The 17368-nt window shown below is 63.4% G+C and carries 16 protein-coding genes; 8 read left to right on the top strand and 8 right to left on the bottom strand.

Annotated elements, in window-relative coordinates:
* Nucleotides 1-92: 92 nt before the first annotated feature.
* Nucleotides 93-980: a LysR family transcriptional regulator gene (locus IR187_RS11645; protein WP_194954777.1), complete on the bottom strand. Its 888-nt coding sequence runs from the start codon at nucleotides 978-980 to the stop codon at nucleotides 93-95.
* A 100-nt stretch (nucleotides 981-1080) separates the two neighbouring features.
* Between IR187_RS11645 and IR187_RS11640 the strand changes: the two genes are divergently transcribed.
* Genes IR187_RS11640 through IR187_RS11620 form a run of 5 tightly spaced genes read left to right on the top strand, consistent with a single transcriptional unit; the run spans nucleotide 1081 to nucleotide 7254 of the window.
* The gene (locus IR187_RS11640) at nucleotides 1081-2706 is read left to right on the top strand and encodes an NADH-quinone oxidoreductase subunit L (RefSeq protein ID WP_228765870.1); all 1626 of its coding nucleotides are present in this window, start codon (nucleotides 1081-1083) and stop codon (nucleotides 2704-2706) included.
* Nucleotides 2703-5261: a YbcC family protein gene (locus IR187_RS11635; protein ID WP_194954776.1), complete on the top strand. Its 2559-nt coding sequence runs from the start codon at nucleotides 2703-2705 to the stop codon at nucleotides 5259-5261. The genes IR187_RS11640 and IR187_RS11635 overlap by 4 nt, the downstream gene beginning before the upstream one ends.
* Nucleotides 5258-6163, top strand: a complete 906-nt coding sequence (cysD, locus tag IR187_RS11630; RefSeq protein ID WP_194954775.1) for a sulfate adenylyltransferase subunit CysD — start codon at nucleotides 5258-5260, stop codon at nucleotides 6161-6163. Before IR187_RS11635 ends, cysD begins: the two co-directional genes overlap by 4 nt.
* A 2-nt stretch (nucleotides 6164-6165) precedes the next feature.
* Nucleotides 6166-7029 carry a DUF6671 family protein gene (locus tag IR187_RS11625; RefSeq protein ID WP_194954774.1) on the top strand — a complete coding sequence of 288 codons (864 nt, stop codon included), beginning with the start codon at nucleotides 6166-6168 and terminating at the stop codon, nucleotides 7027-7029.
* Nucleotides 7030-7056: 27 nt separating this feature from the next.
* A complete protein-coding gene (locus tag IR187_RS11620; RefSeq protein WP_194954773.1) occupies nucleotides 7057-7254 on the top strand; it encodes a hypothetical protein in 198 nt (65 codons plus the stop codon).
* Between the two features lie 148 nt (nucleotides 7255-7402).
* Here IR187_RS11620 and IR187_RS11615 read toward each other — a convergent pair whose 3' ends face one another.
* Both IR187_RS11615 and traA read right to left on the bottom strand, forming a co-directional pair.
* Nucleotides 7403-8116: a DUF6118 family protein gene (locus tag IR187_RS11615; RefSeq protein ID WP_194954772.1), complete on the bottom strand. Its 714-nt coding sequence runs from the start codon at nucleotides 8114-8116 to the stop codon at nucleotides 7403-7405.
* Nucleotides 8117-8126: 10 nt separating this feature from the next.
* Nucleotides 8127-11087, bottom strand: a complete 2961-nt coding sequence (traA, locus tag IR187_RS11610; RefSeq protein WP_194954771.1) for a Ti-type conjugative transfer relaxase TraA — start codon at nucleotides 11085-11087, stop codon at nucleotides 8127-8129.
* Nucleotides 11088-11259: 172 nt separating this feature from the next.
* Between traA and IR187_RS11605 the strand changes: the two genes are divergently transcribed.
* From IR187_RS11605 to IR187_RS11595, 3 genes are read left to right on the top strand one after another with little or no spacing between them, the layout of a single operon-like run.
* Nucleotides 11260-11565, top strand: a complete 306-nt coding sequence (locus tag IR187_RS11605) for a conjugal transfer protein TraD (RefSeq protein ID WP_194954770.1) — start codon at nucleotides 11260-11262, stop codon at nucleotides 11563-11565.
* 22 nt (nucleotides 11566-11587) lie between these two features.
* A complete protein-coding gene (locus IR187_RS11600) occupies nucleotides 11588-11842 on the top strand; it encodes a conjugal transfer protein TraD (RefSeq protein WP_194954769.1) in 255 nt (84 codons plus the stop codon).
* Entirely contained in the window at nucleotides 11842-12522 is a 681-nt protein-coding gene (locus tag IR187_RS11595; RefSeq protein ID WP_194954768.1) for a hypothetical protein, read from the top strand. The genes IR187_RS11600 and IR187_RS11595 overlap by 1 nt, the downstream gene beginning before the upstream one ends.
* A 91-nt stretch (nucleotides 12523-12613) precedes the next feature.
* Here IR187_RS11595 and IR187_RS11590 read toward each other — a convergent pair whose 3' ends face one another.
* The 5 genes from IR187_RS11590 to IR187_RS11570 all read right to left on the bottom strand — a co-directional run bounded on the left by IR187_RS11590 (nucleotide 12614) and on the right by IR187_RS11570 (nucleotide 16884).
* A complete protein-coding gene (locus IR187_RS11590) occupies nucleotides 12614-12826 on the bottom strand; it encodes a sigma factor-like helix-turn-helix DNA-binding protein (RefSeq protein ID WP_194954767.1) in 213 nt (70 codons plus the stop codon).
* Between the two features lie 44 nt (nucleotides 12827-12870).
* Nucleotides 12871-13380, bottom strand: a complete 510-nt coding sequence (locus IR187_RS11585) for a sigma-70 family RNA polymerase sigma factor (protein ID WP_228765868.1) — start codon at nucleotides 13378-13380, stop codon at nucleotides 12871-12873.
* Nucleotides 13377-13916: a hypothetical protein gene (locus IR187_RS11580; protein ID WP_228765866.1), complete on the bottom strand. Its 540-nt coding sequence runs from the start codon at nucleotides 13914-13916 to the stop codon at nucleotides 13377-13379. Before IR187_RS11580 ends, IR187_RS11585 begins: the two co-directional genes overlap by 4 nt.
* A gap of 168 nt (nucleotides 13917-14084) precedes the next feature.
* Nucleotides 14085-15005, bottom strand: coding sequence for a nucleotidyltransferase domain-containing protein (locus IR187_RS11575; RefSeq protein ID WP_194954766.1), 921 nt, complete (start codon nucleotides 15003-15005; stop codon nucleotides 14085-14087).
* Nucleotides 15006-15129: 124 nt separating this feature from the next.
* Nucleotides 15130-16884 carry a ParB/RepB/Spo0J family partition protein gene (locus tag IR187_RS11570; RefSeq protein ID WP_194954765.1) on the bottom strand — a complete coding sequence of 585 codons (1755 nt, stop codon included), beginning with the start codon at nucleotides 16882-16884 and terminating at the stop codon, nucleotides 15130-15132.
* Between the last annotated feature and the right edge of the window lie 484 nt (nucleotides 16885-17368).

Here is a 17368-nt window from a genome sequence, read left to right as displayed (position 1 = left end):
CGACAACACCCCTCTGTCTCTGGTTGCAGCTGGAGGAAAGATAGAGGTCACGTCACGGGCGACTCACGTCGAGTTCGACCAGACCGGCGTGATCATTTGTCTTTAGCTGCGCACGCGAGCAGGTCCGCAAGTAGGGGATTGGGGAAGCGGCGTTTCTGCGTGATGGCGTAAAAGGTTTCGCTAAGGTTCGGGATGGGACAGACCTCTACCAGCAGACCGGCCGCCAGCTCGTCCCGCACCACTATCGGTGGCACCAATGCTAGCCCTTCGCCGTCGCGGGCGAGAAGCCGTAACATAGCCATATCGTCCACCTCGGCAATGATGAGCGGGCGCACGCCAGCGAGTTCGACGATTCGATCGAACCCAACCCGGATCTCGCTATCCAAGCTTGGGAGTAAGATCGGTTGGGATTGTAGGTCTTCAGGAAAGCGAAATGTAAAGGATTCGGCACTCGGCCGCCTAACAATCGCAACCGGTTGCTGAGCCAATAGATGGCTGCGAAGATCAGACCGGGCATCAAGCTGTGGGGCGCTGTTCGCGAGCACGACATCGACCGTATGGGCCTCTAACTGGGCGAGCAGATCGCGCATATTGCCTGAACGGATGATCAGTTCAACGTCGTCTCGGCCAATCAGTGGACTCAGGAACTCCAGCTGGAAGTTGCGGGAGAGCGTGGTCAAGGCGCCGACCCGAAATGCCTGCCGCCGATCCACTGGGCGCCCCTTCATCGTGCTTACCAGCTCGTCTCCGGCCTGGAAGACGGTATCTGCATAATCGAGGGCGATGCGGCCGGCCTCGGTAAGGACAAGCCGTTTGCCGGCTCGGTCGAACAGCGGATGGCCGAGCTGGAGTTCGAGCTTGCCGAGCTGCACCGAGAGCGCCGATTGCGACAGATTGAGCCGCTCCGCGGCGCGCGTGAGGCTTCCCTCATGGGCGATGGCCCAGAAATAGCGCAGATGATGATAGTTGAGAGTTGGCATTAATTGCTTTTACAAAAACGAACGATGTTACGCAATCTTTGTATTATCTAGAACCGGCATGTGGCGTTAATTGATAGGTCGCTTCTCGCTGGAGACGACCATGATGCCGAACCTTACCTGGTGCCTCGCTTTCGGACCGATCGCGCTCGCCGTCGCTGGATTGGCGACCGACCGCGTCAAGTGGGGTCAGAGCCGGGTCGGAGGGGGTGCGGCGTTGAGCGCAGGCTTCGCGCTGGCGCTCGCTGTGGCCACGGGCATTGGCATCGCGGTCAAGGGCACCCTGGCGACAGGCACGATCGGCGTCGCAGGTGTCGGCGTCGGATTCTATGTCGATACCCTGGCCGCGATCATGTTCGCGCTGGTCGCCTTCGTCGGCCTGATCGTCGTCCTTTATAGCCGCAACTATCTCGACGGTGACCGTGGGCAGGCCCGTTTTACCAAGTGGCTGTGCCTGACGCTCGCGGCGGTGCTGCTGCTGATTGTATCGGGCAATCTGTTCCAATTCGCGCTGGCCTGGATTGCGACCAGCCTCGGGCTGAACAAGCTGCTGCTGTTTTATCCCGAGCGACAGGCGGCGGTGCTCGCCGCGCGGAAGAAATTCCTCGCCAGCCGCCTCGGCGATCTCTGCCTGATCGCGGCGATGGTGCTGCTCCAACAAGCCTTCGGCAGCCTCGATTATGCGGTCCTCTTCGCCGGCGCCGAAGCGATGCGCCTCGGCGGTGACATTCCAGCCGCGATCCACGCGGTCGCGCTACTCCTGGTCGTGGCAGCGCTGCTCAAGTCCGCCCAGTTCCCGTTGCATGGCTGGCTCACGGAGGTGATGGAGACACCGACGCCGGTGTCAGCGCTGCTCCACGCTGGCGTCATCAACGCCGGCGGCTTTCTAGTGCTGCGCTTAGCCGACGTCATCTCGCTCTCGGCGCCATCGATGGAAGTGCTCGTCATCGTCGGCGGCGTAACCGCGCTGTTCGGCTCGGTCGTCATGCTGACCCAGACCAGCGTCAAGGTTTCACTTGCCTATTCGACCATCGCCCAGATGGGCTTCATGATGCTGCAATGTGGCCTCGGGGCTTTCGCCGCCGCGCTGCTGCACATCGTTGCCCACTCACTCTACAAGGCGCACGCCTTCCTCTCGTCGGGCAGCGTCATCGACTTGGCGCGGGCGTCTTGGTCGCCGAGCCCCGGCGGCCAGCCGCACCCGGCGCGCATGGCGATGATCGTTGGTCTGGTGCTGGCGGCGGCGCTGGTGGTGGGGACGCTGTTCGGCGCTACCATTGCCGCGCAACCGGGGGTGTTCGCGCTCGGCGCGGTCGTGATGCTCGGTCTCTCGCACCTCATCACCCAGGCCTTCGATGAGCGGCCGAACCTCTATGTGGTCGCCCGCACTGTGGCGCTCGCAGTCGCGGTGTCGCTCGCCTATTTCGGGCTGCAATGGGCGGTGGAGCATTTGCTCGCCGGGTCGCTGCCCCCGGTGCAGGCACTGCGCGGCCCGCTCGATCTCGTCATCATCGCCCTGGTCGTGCTCGCCTTTGCGGCGGTGACAGTCTTTCAGAGCGTCTTGCCTGGCAAGGCGGACGCGCCGCGCTGGCAGGCCATCTACGTCCACCTCGCCAACGGCCTCTACGTCAACTCGCTCGCCAATCGGCTGGTGCTGCGGTTCTGGCCCAGCCCGCCGCCGCCCAATGCGATCGTTCCCTCGACCCCTGTCAGCGGAGTTCCTTCATGAGCCATGCCGTCGCCGTCGCGATCGATGAGCTGAGCCCGTCACAGGATGTCGAGCCATCCAGCTGCCCGCAACGGTCGGCGATCGACGCCGCCATCGACCGGGCGTGCAACAAGATCGCGCCGCTTTGGCCGCTCAAGCACTTCGTGGCGGTCAATCCATTCCTCGGTTTCAGCGACCAGAGCTTCGCGGCGACATGCGCGACGCTGCGCCGTGTCGCCGGCGTCGACATGCTGATGCCGCGCACATTCTACCGTGAAGCGCTGGCGGCCGGACGGATCGAAGATCGCGATCTGGAGGTGGCGATCGCCGACACGTCCGGTTATGCGGCGCTGGCGAGCGATACTGCTGCGCTGCGCCGGTCTGCTGCGCGAGATCCTGAGACGAAGAGGCCGAAAGCGGTCGTCGCGACCGTCGCTGAAGTTCTCGACGCGTTGGCGGCTGGCGACCGTCAGGCCTCGCGCACGGCGTTCATGATCGACGAGATCTCGAAGTGGTGCGCGGCCTATTTCGACGAGGGCCAGGCAGCCTGGAAGCTGCCGTCGCGAGCGTTGCCGCCTTACGCCGCCTGGCGCGCGGCGATGCGATTTGACCGCAACCCCGAGACGATGGGGATCAGGGGCTTCCGCGAAGCCGTCGCTGCCCTGGCCGACGATCCGCGCGAGGCAATCTCCGCGGTCGTCGGCGCGCTCGGTATCCCCGATCGCGCGGTCGAGGATTATCTGCACCGCGCGCTGATCGATATCGGCGGCTGGGCCGCCTATGCGTGCTACCGTGTCTGGGACAACGCGCTTTACGGGCGTGACGACGACACCCTGGTGCAGCTGCTCGCGATCCGGGTGGTGTGGGGCTATGCGCTGTTCCTCGAACGCGCGGACCCCGACTTCAGGACGGCGTGGTCGAAGGCGATGGCTGAGGCCGCCGCGCTGCCGGAGGACGAGCGCCTCGGCGACGATCCCGAGCTGGCCGTCGATCTGATGCTGCACGGAGCTTATGAGGCCGGGTATCAGCGTCAGTTGCTGGCGCGACTCCAGCAGCACCTCGCTTCCCCCGCGCCCCCGAAGGGCGCGCGCAAGCCTTTCCAGGCAGCGTTCTGCATCGACGTGCGCTCCGAAGTCTACCGCCGGGCGTTCGAAACCGTCTGTCCCGATGCCGAGACCATCGGCTTCGCTGGCTTCTTCGGCTTCCCGATCGAATATGTACCGATCGGCCGCGACACCGGCGGCGCGCAGTGCCCGGTACTGCTCAAACCTGCCTTCGTCGTCTGCGAGGCGGTCACCGGCGCTTCCGAGCCCGAGGAGACCAATATCCTCAGGCGCCGTCTGATGCGTCGCCGGGCGGCCAAGGCGTGGAAGGCGTTCAAGCTCTCGGCGGTGTCGTCGTTCACCTATGTCGAGACGGCGGGGTTGCTGTTCGCCGGCAAACTCGTCGGTGACAGCGCGCGCCTCACGCGGACGGTCAGCGATCCCAACACCGATGGTCTCGACGAGAACGTCATCGGTAGGATCGGTCCAAGTCTGGAATCGCGTCCGGTGGGTGGCCGGCTGACCGGCTTCGACGACGCGCAGCGCGTCGCGATGGCTGAGGCTGTCTTGCGCGCGATGTCGATGACGCAAGACTTCGCACGGCTGGTGCTGCTCGCTGGGCACGGCAGCACGACGGTCAACAATCCCCATGCCTCGGGCCTCGATTGCGGCGCGTGCGGCGGCCACACCGGCGAGGCGAACGCCCGCGTCGCGGCGGCCATCCTCAACGACCCTGCCGTGCGCTCCGGCCTCGCCCGCAAGGGGATCGATATCCCCGAGGACACCTGGTTCCTGGGCTGCCTGCACGACACCACGACCGACGAGGTTCGCATCTTCGACGCTGATGACCTCCCTGCCACCCACGCGGCCGATTTGTCGGCGCTGAGCACGGCACTGACCACCGCTTCATCGATGGCGCGCGCCGAACGCGCGCTGGGACTCGGGATCGACAAGACGACGGACGTTGATCGCGCGGTGAAAGCGCGCAGCCGTGACTGGGCGCAGGTCCGTCCTGAATGGGGGCTCGCTGGCAACGCCGCCTTCATCGCCGCGCCGCGGGCGCGGACGCGCGGGCTCGATCTCGGGGGCCGCGCTTTCCTCCACGACTATGACTGGCGCAAGGATGATGGGTTCGGCGTCCTCGAACTGATCATGACCGCGCCGATGGTCGTCGCAAGCTGGATCAACCTGCAATATTACGGCTCCACCGTGAACAACCGGGCTTTCGGCAGCGGCAATAAGGTGCTTCACAATGTGGTCGGGCAATTGGGGGTGCTGGAGGGTAATTCCGGCGACCTCAAGGTCGGGCTGCCCTGGCAGTCGGTGCATGACGGCGAGCGCTTCGTCCACGAGCCGCTCCGGCTAAACGTCTTCATCGAAGCGCCCGAGGAGGTGCTCAGCCAGACGATAGCCGCTCATGCGAGTGTGCTCGAGCTCGTCGACAATGGCTGGGTGCATCTGTTCCGGATCGATGAGGACGGCCGCACGATCCGACGCTATGCCGGGGGACTGGCCTGGGCGGCGGTCGAATGACCGCAACACTCTCGCATCTGTCACGGCTAGAATCCGAGGCGATCCACATCCTGCGCGAAGCGGTTGCCGAAGCCCGCAAGCCGGTGATGCTGTTCTCGGCGGGCAAGGACTCGACCGTGCTGGCGCATCTGGCGCTGCGCGCCTTCTTTCCAGGCCGCCCGCCGTTTCCGTTGTTGCATATTGATTCGACTTGGGAATTCCGGTCGCTGCTCCGCTTCCGTGACGCCTTTGCCCGCGAACACGGATTCAAACTGATCGTCCACGTTAACGAGGAAGGGCGCGCCGTTGGCCTGAACCCGTTTGATCATGGTGACCGCTATACGCTGGAAATGCGCACTGAGCCGCTCAAAGCTGCTCTCGACCTGGGCGGCTTTGACATCGTCTTCGGCGGAGCGCGCCGCGATGAAGAAAAGTCGCGGGCGAAGGAGCGCTTTTTCTCGGTCCGCGCCAAAGGGCATATTTGGGAGCCTCGCCAGCAACGTCCTGAGCTTTGGAATCTCTACAATACCCGGCTGGTAAATAATCAGTCGGCACGCGTGTTCCCGCTATCGAATTGGACCGAAGCCGATATTTGGATTTATGCGCTGGCGAATGATATTGCGCTGGCGCCGCTCTACTTCGCAGCAGAAAGGCGCGTCGTCCTGCGCGACGGGGGGCTGATTGTCATCGATGACGCCGCCCGAATGCCGCTTCGTGCGAACGAAACTGCCGAAATCAAGACGGTGCGCTTTCGAACGCTTGGTTGCTGGCCGGTGACTGCGGCGGTCGAATCCGAGGCGACTGATCTTCGCTCCGTCGTGCAGGAGACGTTGGCCGCGTCGGCGTCTGAGCGGCAGGGGCGGATCAGCGACGGCGACGATGGAGGGTCACTCGAACAAAAAAAGCGTGAGGGGTATTTCTAGCAATGCGCCCCGCTGTCCGACCCTACGACGACGAACGGGCGGTGCTGGCAACGATGCACGGCAAAGAGCGGGTTATCCAACCGCTGCTAAAGCGCGCGCTGGGCCTGCACGTAACGGTGAACGGCGAAATCGATACCGACCGGTTCGGCACATTCAGTCGTGACGTGAAGCGGACTGGCACGCAGATCGATGCCGCGCGGGCCAAGATCTTCGCGGCATTCGCTGCCACGCCTGAAGTTACTGTTGCGATTGCTAGCGAGGGCAGTTTCGGTCCGCACCCCTATATAGCCTTTGTGCCGCTGGCGCGCGAGATCGTCATGCTCGCTGATCGGGCTCAAGGTATAGAAGTGATCGGATACCATGCTTGCTTGGAAACCAACTTTAGCCATGCGGTGGTCTCGAACGTGGAATCGGCGCTGGAATTTGCGTCGCGGGTCGAATTCCCGAAACACGGTCTTCTTGTCATTGGTTGCCAGGACGGTCGGCCTGCACCTGAACTAGCCCTGTTCAAAGATATCGCGGATGCGAACGATCTAACCGACGCTGTCGAACGCGTAATCGGTGCATGCGGCAAAGCCTTCATCGAAACCGACATGCGGGCTCACCGCAATCCGACGCGAATGCGAGGGATCAAACGCGCGACCCTGGACTTGGTGCGGCGTTATCGCAGTTCGTGCCCGGTATGCGCTGCACCTGGGTTCGCGGTCACGAGGCGGCTAACCGGGCTACCGTGTTCTTGGTGCCACGGCCCGACAGACGCCATCCGAGCGGAAGTGATGTCCTGCATCCTATGCGACCACCGTGTCGAGCGACCAATGGCAGCTGTCAGCGCTGACCCTGGCAGCTGCGGCCAATGCAATCCTTAACGCGCTTAGTAACGGAGCAAAAAAGTCATGATTCCAGAGCCTTCCAAGAAATATCCGCTGAAATCAGACGAACAGATAGCATGGATTCTTGCTCACCCCGCGATGAGTCCTTGGCTCAAGCAGGCGTTGCGGACGGCTCGAGAAAGGGATCCCAATGCCGTTTTGAACGATCTTGAAGTGCTGCGGCACGTCATGAATTCGAAAATCTCGGACTGCATGCGCTGATTATCGGAGGATAACGCGCAATAGTCGATTGGCCTCGTCCGTGAGCCTAGTGCAGAACGCCTGCCGCCCAAGTGGGGCGTAATTTTCAGAGCTGAATGTGGTCGAAAGCGCGGCGCCAACTCCAATCTAGTTACGGGATACTGCCTATTCAGATCTCTGATCCGTAGGAATTTTCCTTAATCTGTATAGCGCAGCGCACGGACTTTTTGGACCTCGCTGCACTCTTTTCGCAGGCGGCAATCTTGTCCTTATTGTCGTGGCGCATCACCGCCGCGGCGGAAATTGCCCGATAAGCTTCCGGACTGCCAGCCTGCATAAGCCGCACGCCGCCTTCCCATATCGTCGGCGCACCGACGATATGCGCCGCCATTCTCTCGGGCAGCTGCCACCGATCCGGCAGCGCCCTGGCAAAAGCGCCCGGCAGGATCGACCAGATCAGGCACCCGGCGACAATGCCGCCGCCCACTGCCCAAATGAGGTGGAGGCGCTGCTCATGCGCTGCCCGCAGCGTCGATATCGTACCGCGCAGTTCATATGCGGCATTGTCGAACCGCACCTGCGCCCGCTGCATTTCGCCTTCCGCAGCCTCACGCGCCTGCCGCACGGCGCGATCGATGCGCCCCGCCACATCCTCGGGGGTCAGCTCCATCGCAGGCTTGGCGACAATGACTTTGAGCGTCTGTGCTGCGGAGCCGAGGTGTTTCGACAGCTCGCCGAGCGTGTTGCTGTAATCGGGGATGTGGATGTCGGCCTTCTCGGCCGCGAGCTGCTCCACCGCGCGGCGCATCAACGCCACTTCGCCTTCGAGGCGGGTGAACGCCGCGGTGGCGGGATCCTGATCCACTATTACCTGCTCACGCATGTGTCTTCTCCTACATTCCGATACCAATTCCCCGCGATCGCCCGTGACCGAGCCCGGCGATGTCCGCGAGTTCCTGCCCGATCGGGCGCACCGATCGCGCGTCGATGCCGAGCGCCGCCTTTCGGGCGCTGAGGATCGATTCGACCTGCGCGTCGCGCTCAAGGCTTTTCGCCATCGCGCCCAACTCGCCGGACAGGCGGCTGGCGGTGCGTTGCTCGCCTTTGGTGAGCGACCGCTCGCGCTGCTGCTGGAGCTTCTGCCAGCCCTCGACGAAGCGATCGGCGCGGCGCGCCGGATCGGTGCGGACTTCGGCTTCGAGTTGCATCGCGCGGATCGCGGCCTGACTGTTGCCTTGCGCCGCTTGCGCAACCAGCTCGGGCTGGCGCTCGAACGCCGACGCCAGATCGGCCCGCGCGTGCGGTCCGATTGCGCCGAGCGCATCGCCAGCGCGCGCGAGCGCATCCTGCTGATGCCGCAGCACCGGCAGCTCCTTGTCGCGCATCCGGTTGATGTCAGCTTGCGCGCGGGCGTATTGCTCGACCGCGCGGCGCTGGTCGGTCGTTCGCGAGCTATCGCGCGGTTCGACGCTGGCGCGCTTAACGACCGGCTTGAACCCGGCAAAGATGCTGCGCGCCATCTCGGGGACTTGCCGGGCAATCCCTCGACCCGCTCGGGACAGGGTCCCGGGAAGCTTTTGCGCGGCTTCAACGATTCGCTCGCGCATGACTATCCCGCGCCGCTCCGCAAATGCCCGCGCCGGGTCCGCCTTGGCATAGTCCGCCGCCATGTCCTTGGCGCGCTCGCGACTGAGAGTGCGAACCAGTTTGCCCTGATCCTTGAAGTCATCGCGGCCATAGTGGAGGCTCACACCGTCACGGTGACGGCTGAGCCCGACATAGGCGCTGTGACTATCCATCCCCGGCGTTGCCAGCACATGGGTGCGGTCCACCGTCATGCCCTGCGCCTTGTGGATCGTCGCCGCATAGCCATGATCGATATGGGCATAATCTTTGAGGTCGAACGCCACCGACCGACCGTCGTCGGTGGTCACCGTCATGCCGCGCTCGCTGACCCGTCCGATCGTACCGAGGGTCCCGTTCTTGACGGCCAAGCTGTGCTCGTTGCGTAGGAAGATGACGCGGTCGCCAGACGCAAACATCCGATCGCCGCGCTCGACCTTGACGGCGACATCGGCGCCAAGCTCGTCCGACGCGCGCATCCGGTCTCGCGCCGCTTCATTGAGGGCGCGCACTTCGTCATTGGTGTGGGTGAGGATGATGCGGCTGGCGTCTGGATCGCGCTTCCGGTCGCGATCCCATTTCGCAACGAGGTCCGTGCGCGCCGCTTCCCGCGTCTCGGCGGCGCGCACCATAGCCGCTTCATCATAGGCGCGGATCGCATCGCCGGTGCGGCCCGTGGCCAGCGCGCGCGTGGCTTCGCGCTGCCAGCCTTCATGCTGGCGCCGCACTTGGGTGATTTCAACACCGCCATGCCGTTCGTGGAGCGCGCGGAACGCTGCGCCAGCCTCGATCGATTGCAGCTGCTGCGGGTCGCCGACCAGCACGACTTTGGCGCCGGCATCGGCAGCGTGCGACAACACGCGCTCCATCTGGCGCGTGCCCACCATGCCGGCCTCGTCGATGACAAGCACATGGCGAGTGGTGAGAAGATCGCGGCCCTGCGCCCAACCATGTTCAAGGCTGGCAATCGTGCGCGAGGCAATGCCCGAGCCGTTCTCAAGACCCTCGGCCGCGATGCCCGACAGCGCGGCCCCGCGCACCTCCAGCCCGGCGTTCTCCCATGCTCCGCGTGCCTGTCCCAACATCGCGCTTTTGCCCGTTCCGGCATAGCCGATGACGATTGCAAGATCCTGCCCGCTCGTTATATGCTTCAGAGCGGCCTGCTGCTCGCGACCAAGCAGCAAGCCAACACTCCCGGCTGTGTCAGCGGCTCTCTGCAAAGATGCGGCCGGGAGACCATGGCCCGACTGCCTGGCGAGCCGATCCGCCGCGAGTTCAAGTCGCTGTTCGGCCTCAATCATGTTACGCGAGGTGAACCGATCCTCGCCGCGTCCGTCCTGACCGAGCGCAATCAGGTCGGGCGATGATCGCACCGCGCCGATGACCGCATCAAATTGTTCGCGCCCGTCGCTGTGGCGGTCCGCAAACATCGCCAGATCGCGGTTGGTAAACGTCGCTTGGCCGTGCGAGATCGCGTCGAGCGCCAAGCGCGGATCGGCGATGATCCGCGCGCCGTTGCGCTCGGCGATCTGGCGATGCTCGGCGAGCCGTTCGGCCTCGAGCCCGCGGTCCTCCATGCGCGATGCGGCGGGACCGATCTTGTCCTGCGGTTGGAGGTCGATGCCCTGCGCTGCGAGACTGCGGTGATCGATGCGCGCATCGATATCTAGTCCGGCTAGGCGGGCATTGACATGATCGGCCCAGCGTTCGCGCCACTCCTCGACAAGTTCGGTGCGGTTCCACTCGCGGACCTTTCTGCCGAAACCGGCTTCGCCGTCCTCGCCAACAACGATTTCACGCATAGTCAGCATGACATGGGCGTGGGGCTTCGTGAGCCCGTCGGCGCCAATGTCCCAATGGGCATTGAGGTCGGCGACCATGCCCCGATCGACGAACTCAGATTGCACGAAGTCGCGGGCCAGCTCGATGCCCTGCTGCTGGTTCATTTCGCGCGGGATCGCGAACTCCACCTCGCGGGCAAGCTGCGCGTCCTTGCGCTTCTCGATGCGCTCGATATGATTCCAGAGCTGCCCGCGATCGCGATATTGTTGCGGCGCGTTCGTGGGCAGCATCACCTCCGAATGCACGACGCCCGACTTGTTCGTGAAGTCATGCGCCCGGTCGAGCCGTTCATCGTGCAGCCGTTCGGCCGAACGATAGGCGGCAGCCGCGACAGCACTGCGCCCCACAGCGCGGCTGATGACTTTGACCGAGAGGTGGAAGATTGCCATTTCGGCAATCCATCTACACTTCAAAAGCCACGTCGGCACGACGTATAAGCGCGCCCTCACACGGAAAAATCCGCGGAGGGACTAGGCTGTGCCAGACTGTCCCGACGACCTTGCTGCGCATTGGGATGCGCGTCTTTATGATGGGGACATCACCCCAACTTGGAGATGCGACATGCGCAAACCCCGCGATATCGATTCGGAATTAAAGGCGCTCGAAGCCAAGGCGAAGTCCCTCATGGAACGTCGCGTTCGCCAGCTTGGCGAACTCGTCATTGCCACCGGCGCCGATGCGCTCGATGCTGAACTGCTGACCGGCGCGTTACTCGGTGCGGTCGCGACGAAAGACACAAACGCGAAGGAGGGCTGGCGCAAGGCGGGCGCTGGGTTCTTTCAGCGCGGCGAACGGAAAGCTGCTGCGGGAACTGATCGCGGCGCAGCGAACGACACGGCGCCTGATCGCAATGCGGCATCGGCTTGAAGCGGCAAAGGCGCGGACCGGCATGCGCGAGTGGCAGATCAAGCGCCGCGAACGCACGCGGAAGCTGATCGAGCTGGGCGGCCTCGTCGTGAAGGCGGGACTCGTCGAACTCGCCGACGACGATCGCGCCATGCTCTACGGCGCTTTCTTGTGGATGGCTGACAAGCTCCGCAGCGACGACGGCGCGCAAGCTTCTGCGCTTTGGATCAGAAAAGGGAAGCGAGCTTTCGACATGGCCGCTATTGCCGAAACGGGCTCCAAGATACGGGACATTTGATGCTTGAATATCTGAACCACAACGCTGGCGGGGTGACCGCCATCTTTACCTTGGCGCTGTTGCTCGTCACCGGTTTCTATGCGTGGACGACGTTCGATCTTCTGCGCGAGGCGCGGCAGTCGCGTCTCATGGCAAGCGAGCCACGCGTCGTGGCATATCTGCGCGTGAATGAAGTTCATTCGAATATCGTGCAGCTGCACGTCGCCAATTTGTCTGGCGCTGCCGCGATGGGCGTGACCGCATCGATTAGTAAGCTCACCGATTGGCCAAACCCGTTCGGTCTCGACAACTCGAAGATACTTCGTGATCTCAAATTCCTGCGTCCGCACGAGGTTCTGAAGTTTGACTTGGGTATGGGGCCAGATCTTTTTCAGGATGACGTTCCTGCCGAGTTCCAGATCGCGATCGCCTTTCAAAGCCTCGATGGGCGCGCCTTCTCCTTCAGTGACAAGTTGCGCGTCGAGAGCGTCGACGGACATTCGCACTTCCAGATTTACTCGATCGACGATGTGGCGCGGCGGCTGAAAGAAATGACAGACGCGTTGCGTAGCGTCATTGGGTCTCGCCGCCTTCGCGTCGAAACCTATGATGCCGATGACCGCGAGGCCGAGCGACGCCGTTGGGACGAACAACGTGCAAGCATGAAGGGTGGCGACAGGAGCGGAGACAAGAAGAGTTAGTGCTCGCTCACACCGAAATACTCCGGTCTTGTTGAGATCATGGCCGGTTCACTGCTCTGCGCGGCGGTCGCACGACGGCGCAGCCGCGCAGCTAGTCAAATTCTTTCAGCGCGCGGCGCAACGCGATCAGCGTCGCCGCTATATGGCCCTCGACCTCCTTGACGTCGATATCGAGGCGCCGCGCAATGCGCTCGTAGCTTAAGTCCTCGAAGCGGTGCAGGAAGAATACCTCGCGCGTGAGTTCCGGCAACCGGGCGATGGCGGCTTCGGCACGTGCGATGCGCGCATCGTCGGGTGCCGCCAATGGGCGACGCGGCGGTTCGCGCCGTCGCCAAATGCGAAGGCGCATCACGATTGCTCCGCGACAGCCGCACGGCACAGCACGAGCGCGCGCATCATGTGATATTCCACCGTCGCAATGCTGATCCCGACTTGCTCGGCGATCTGTTTGTAGGTCATGCGGCGTAGCCGGTGCATCACGAACACGCGGCGCGTCTTCCGCGGCATGGCGCGAGCCGCCTGCCGGTAGAGGCGCAGCAGGTCCGCTGCCTCGATCCGCCATGTCTGTTCGGCGCGCGACGCGGCGTCGCGGTTTTCGTCGAGCGGAAAGAAGATGGTGCAGTCCCGCCTCTTGTGGCGCGCGCGGTCGATCAACAGGTTGCGCGCGATCCGGGTCAGATAAGCGGGCGGATTATCAATCCTGTCCAATGCTCCGCTGCCGAACATCCGCGCGAACACTTCCTGCACCAAGTCGGGCGCTGCATCTCGACCGACCCGCCGGTTGAAATAGCGAAGCAGTCGCGCGTGTTCGGCGGGGAGCCTGGCCTGGAACGCCACCATAGGGGGTTGGAGCGTCATGGCCGCGACCTCCCACCGTCGCGCGCACCAAGCGGCGCGTCACGCGAGACGCGGTAGAGGGTGATGCCCGCTTCAATCCGGTCGAGGATGAAGGTGTCGCGCTCGGCCTTGGCGACGCGGATGTCAGACTTGGAATAGATCTCCAGATCGACCGCACAGCGGTCGCCAAGCTCGCGGCGGATGACATCGCGGGCGTGTTGCCAGCAGCGTTCGTCGGTAAACAGCGGATGGTTGACGACAATCCAGAACTCGTAATCGGAAAAGTCGATCGTCCGACTGTCTTCGTACCAAGATCGCCGGGCATAGGTACCGATCAGGATGATGCGTTTTATCTGGCCCGGCTCGGGTGCTTGCACCTGACTTGGATCGAAGAAACTTCGCAGGATGCGCGTGATCCGTTCGATCTCGCGCTGCTTGCGGCGGATGAGATGGCCGACGCGTGCCATCACGACTTCGCGCGCATAAATGTCGTTCCGTGAGGTGGTCATGGTAAGCTCGCACAGCGGCGGTCCGCGCGTTAATGCGCGGATGTGCAAGCGGTGTCCGCTGGGCCGCTGTTGCGGCGATCAGCAACTGCCCGACCGTGATGGCCGAACCTACATGATGCCTGGCAGGATTATCCTCGGGATGACCGCCAGTCACTCCATCCCGTGGGCATGACTATGCCAGAATCTCGGAATCTCGACAAGCCTGTGGGCGGAAATCTATTTGCGCGCGGATGCTTCCAATTCGGCGATGCGCTCCGAACAGACCTGATGCACGACACGGCCCAGTTCCTCGACGCGCGCCCCGAGCCAGGTCAACTCCTCTTCGCTGATCCGGTAATGTTTTGAATACCTAGCCTTGGTGTAGGCTTCCTTCAATTTCTGGAACATCGCGCGCTCGCGGTGGTTGTCCTCCGGCCAGATGCCATAGAGGCGGCGATCAAGCCCTTCTGCGAGCGAGCGCAGGAAGGCGATATTGTGGTTGTAAGGCGCATAATAGGTCAGCGTTAGCAGCGCGCAGGAATAAATGTTCTCAGTCGCCTGATGCAGCAGGAAGGCGGCCTTCTTCCAGCTTTCTCTCCCCATGTAGAATTTGTAGCCTTCGAGAAATTCGGCAGCGCCCGCCACATGCTCTTCGAAATATTCCTTCGCCGCTGCAAGCGCTTGCTGCGGGGTCTTGGGTTTCGGCGTTGCCAGCTCTCTGTCATCGGCTTCGTAGATGGCGACGCCATCTTTCGCGACTTCCATGAAAAAGACACGGCCATGCGCCAGCCCGTCGTTCACCTCGTGCAGCGAATGGACGATGAAATTGACCGGGGTGCGCAGGGTCTTCTCGATCGTATAGGCGCGAATGAGCCGTTCCTCGGCCTTGGCCCAATAAGCAGCGCGGTCGGTCAGTTCCTTCTGGCTGACGATGACAAGGATGTCGTAGTCGGATTTATACTGGTTGGCCGACAGCGGCGCATCGACCCAATCGCCGCGCGCGTGACTGCCGAACAGGATGATCTTGAGGACGCGAGCGCCCTTGCGGCGCCCGATCGCGTTCTCGGTCGCCTGACCGAACTCATCGAACAATATCTCGACGATGCGCTCAAGCTCGCGCTGCTTCGCGGCAGGAAGATGATCGATATCAGTCCGCATGTTCCCGAGAATCTTCGGGAAGTTCGCCCGCTTTGGCAAGGACAGAATGCCCGGCGCTTTGCGCCGGGCCAAAATTGGGGGGAGCCAGCGGAGCTGCTCCCCCAAGGATGATTGCCGAAAGCGGTCAGGCCGCATGGCGCATCTCCGGTTCTTCTTCGACCTCCGCCGGGACGAACAGCGGGGCGATGCGCTCGGACCGCTCGACGCACCCGATGCCGCCGCGCTCCGTGTAGCCGGTCGGCGGAAAAGCGAACCAACGGGGAAGCCAACCCTCTACCTTCTCCCGGCCATTGCTGCCGGTGAGACAATCAACGAGGATCCCGCGCTGCACCTTGGCCGTGGCATCGGCATTGGCGTTTGCAACCTCGGCACCTGCGACCTCACCGACGATGGCGGCGAGCAACTGCTTGTCGCGGATCAGTTCGGGCAACACCGCATCGTCCTGCCAACAGGCCCGCATGTCGGTGCCGAGCAACTGGCCCAGCAAATCAACCTCGGCGCTGCCAACGGCAAGCGTCTCACCCATGACGATGGGCAGGATGCTCATGACATCACCGTCGGACAGCGCTGCCAAGCGGACGAACAGGCCCGCAAGACCATGCTCACCGTCATAGCCGCCAACCACGGTGGGCGTCTCGGGATCGAAGCCAAGCGTGGCGAGCACCTGCCGGCGCTTCGCATCGAACGCCGCCTCGCTCGCCGACACCTCGATGCTTTCGGCGATGGCATCGCTCGCGGCGCGCTGCCGTTCGACATCTACCCGCCACAGCGGCGATCCGACGATGGCATGGGCCACCATCAAGCGCAGCGCCACGCCCGGTTCGGACAAGATCGATGCGCGCACGGCGGCATGGCGGTGGAGATCGATATAGTTGCCAAGCGCGGCACTGACCTCCGGACGCACTGGCTTGGTCGCATCTGCACCCAGCTCACCCTTGGCCCGCTGCCGCGCTTCCTTCATGGTGATATAGCCCTCGTGGAAGGCGACCTCGCCGCGATGGCTGATCGACACGAAGACCTTGCCGCCCTTCTTCTTGGGGCAACGGTCATGCTCCCACGAATTGAAGTAGGCACCGCGGTCCATGATGACGACCTCGGACCAGCCCGCCTCGCCATAGGTTTCGGCCCGTTCCTCGATCGCCGCGGTCTGCGCCGTCCAGAAATCGTCTGCACTGGCAAAATAGCGATCCTCGCCGAACAGGTCAGACACAATCTCACCTTTGTAATCGGCAAGGTCGAACAGCGCGACCTTGGCAGCAATCGCGCTGCCGCCGAATAGCCACGCCTTCAACTGCGAACCGGTCGGGGCGTGTTTCTCGGGACAATCGACCAGCGCCAGCCACTCACGCTGCTGCGCCTTCGATGCCAGCGTCAGATGCCGCATGGTGACGACATCGATCTTCTCGGCCCGATAGAGGTTGCGAATGCGAGGCAGCAGATTGCCGATGGCGAGGGTCCGCTTGACCTGCAAGCTGGTCAGCCCGAAGGTCAGGCCGATCGCCTCGACGCTCCGGCCTTCGCGGACAAGTCGGGTGAACCCTTCGCAGCGGTTCACCTCGTCAGGGTCCAGACGGGCGATGTTCTCGATCAGCGAAGCTTCGAGCGCCGCCGCGTCGTCACCTGCTGCCATGACCGCACAGGGCAGCGGGTCGATGCCGTCCTGCTCTTCGGCGACCGTCAGCGCCGCATAATAGCGCCGTTTCCCTGCCACGATCTCATAGTTGCCGTCCTCCGCACCGGGCCGGACGATCAACGGCACGAGAATGCCGCGCGCCCGTATCGATGGGAGGATATTCGTGAGATCCGGCTTCTTGGTGATCCCGCGCATGTTGGCGGACGAAACCGAGAGATTGGCGATGTCGATATGCTTGAGTTCCATGATGACTTTCTCCTTTGCTGTTCCAAACCACCGCAGCCCCGGCTGAGCGGGGTGGGCGGCGAGAGCGACCGGAGAGGTCCGCCATGAAGGCAGGGCGCACCGCAGGCCGAAATGCAATGGAGGACCCGCAGGGGTTGCGCCCTGCCGGGCGGGCCTCAGAGGAGAGCGACGACCACCCCGCACGGCCGGAGGCCAACGCCAGCGCGCGAATGCGCGATGACCTTAGGGCCGGAGCCAAGCTCCGGCCCCGCGTCAGCGATCGTCACGGCGAAGCCGACGAGACGCGCGCAGCAGCGGCTCGGTGGAGCGCAGCGAAATAGAGCGCGGCCGCCGCAGGCGGGACGCCAAACCCTTTGAGCTCGCATAGGAGACCCTCTCGGATCTCGGTCGCGCCGCGGCGACCTAGCTGCATTGTTTGCGGACCGATTGTTCGGCTTGGTGCTGCGATTGCTAGCCGGCGGGGAAAGGCATTCAGCCTTGACTT

Origin of the sequence: Sphingopyxis solisilvae, assembly GCF_015475875.1 — a bacterium.
Lineage (GTDB): Bacteria > Pseudomonadota > Alphaproteobacteria > Sphingomonadales > Sphingomonadaceae > Sphingopyxis > Sphingopyxis solisilvae.
The sequence above is the reverse complement of the archived record's forward strand: the minus strand, read 5'-3'. Positions and strand labels throughout refer to the sequence as shown.

What these genes read in the sequence shown, in the direction of transcription:
- IR187_RS11625 (WP_194954774.1), top strand. Translation starts at nt 6,166, where the DNA reads ATGCGCCCCGCTGTCCGACCCTACGACGACGAACGGGCGGTGCTGGCA.
- IR187_RS11605 (WP_194954770.1), top strand. Translation starts at nt 11,260, where the DNA reads ATGCGCAAACCCCGCGATATCGATTCGGAATTAAAGGCGCTCGAAGCC.
- IR187_RS11575 (WP_194954766.1), bottom strand. Translation starts at nt 15,005, where the DNA reads ATGCGGACTGATATCGATCATCTTCCTGCCGCGAAGCAGCGCGAGCTT.
- IR187_RS11600 (WP_194954769.1), top strand. Translation starts at nt 11,588, where the DNA reads ATGCGCGAGTGGCAGATCAAGCGCCGCGAACGCACGCGGAAGCTGATC.
- IR187_RS11595 (WP_194954768.1), top strand. Translation starts at nt 11,842, where the DNA reads ATGCTTGAATATCTGAACCACAACGCTGGCGGGGTGACCGCCATCTTT.
- cysD (WP_194954775.1), top strand. Translation starts at nt 5,258, where the DNA reads ATGACCGCAACACTCTCGCATCTGTCACGGCTAGAATCCGAGGCGATC.
- IR187_RS11640 (WP_228765870.1), top strand. Translation starts at nt 1,081, where the DNA reads ATGATGCCGAACCTTACCTGGTGCCTCGCTTTCGGACCGATCGCGCTC.
- IR187_RS11635 (WP_194954776.1), top strand. Translation starts at nt 2,703, where the DNA reads ATGAGCCATGCCGTCGCCGTCGCGATCGATGAGCTGAGCCCGTCACAG.
- IR187_RS11585 (WP_228765868.1), bottom strand. Translation starts at nt 13,380, where the DNA reads ATGACGCTCCAACCCCCTATGGTGGCGTTCCAGGCCAGGCTCCCCGCC.
- IR187_RS11645 (WP_194954777.1), bottom strand. Translation starts at nt 980, where the DNA reads ATGCCAACTCTCAACTATCATCATCTGCGCTATTTCTGGGCCATCGCC.
- traA (WP_194954771.1), bottom strand. Translation starts at nt 11,087, where the DNA reads ATGGCAATCTTCCACCTCTCGGTCAAAGTCATCAGCCGCGCTGTGGGG.
- IR187_RS11615 (WP_194954772.1), bottom strand. Translation starts at nt 8,116, where the DNA reads ATGCGTGAGCAGGTAATAGTGGATCAGGATCCCGCCACCGCGGCGTTC.
- IR187_RS11620 (WP_194954773.1), top strand. Translation starts at nt 7,057, where the DNA reads ATGATTCCAGAGCCTTCCAAGAAATATCCGCTGAAATCAGACGAACAG.
- IR187_RS11570 (WP_194954765.1), bottom strand. Translation starts at nt 16,884, where the DNA reads ATGGAACTCAAGCATATCGACATCGCCAATCTCTCGGTTTCGTCCGCC.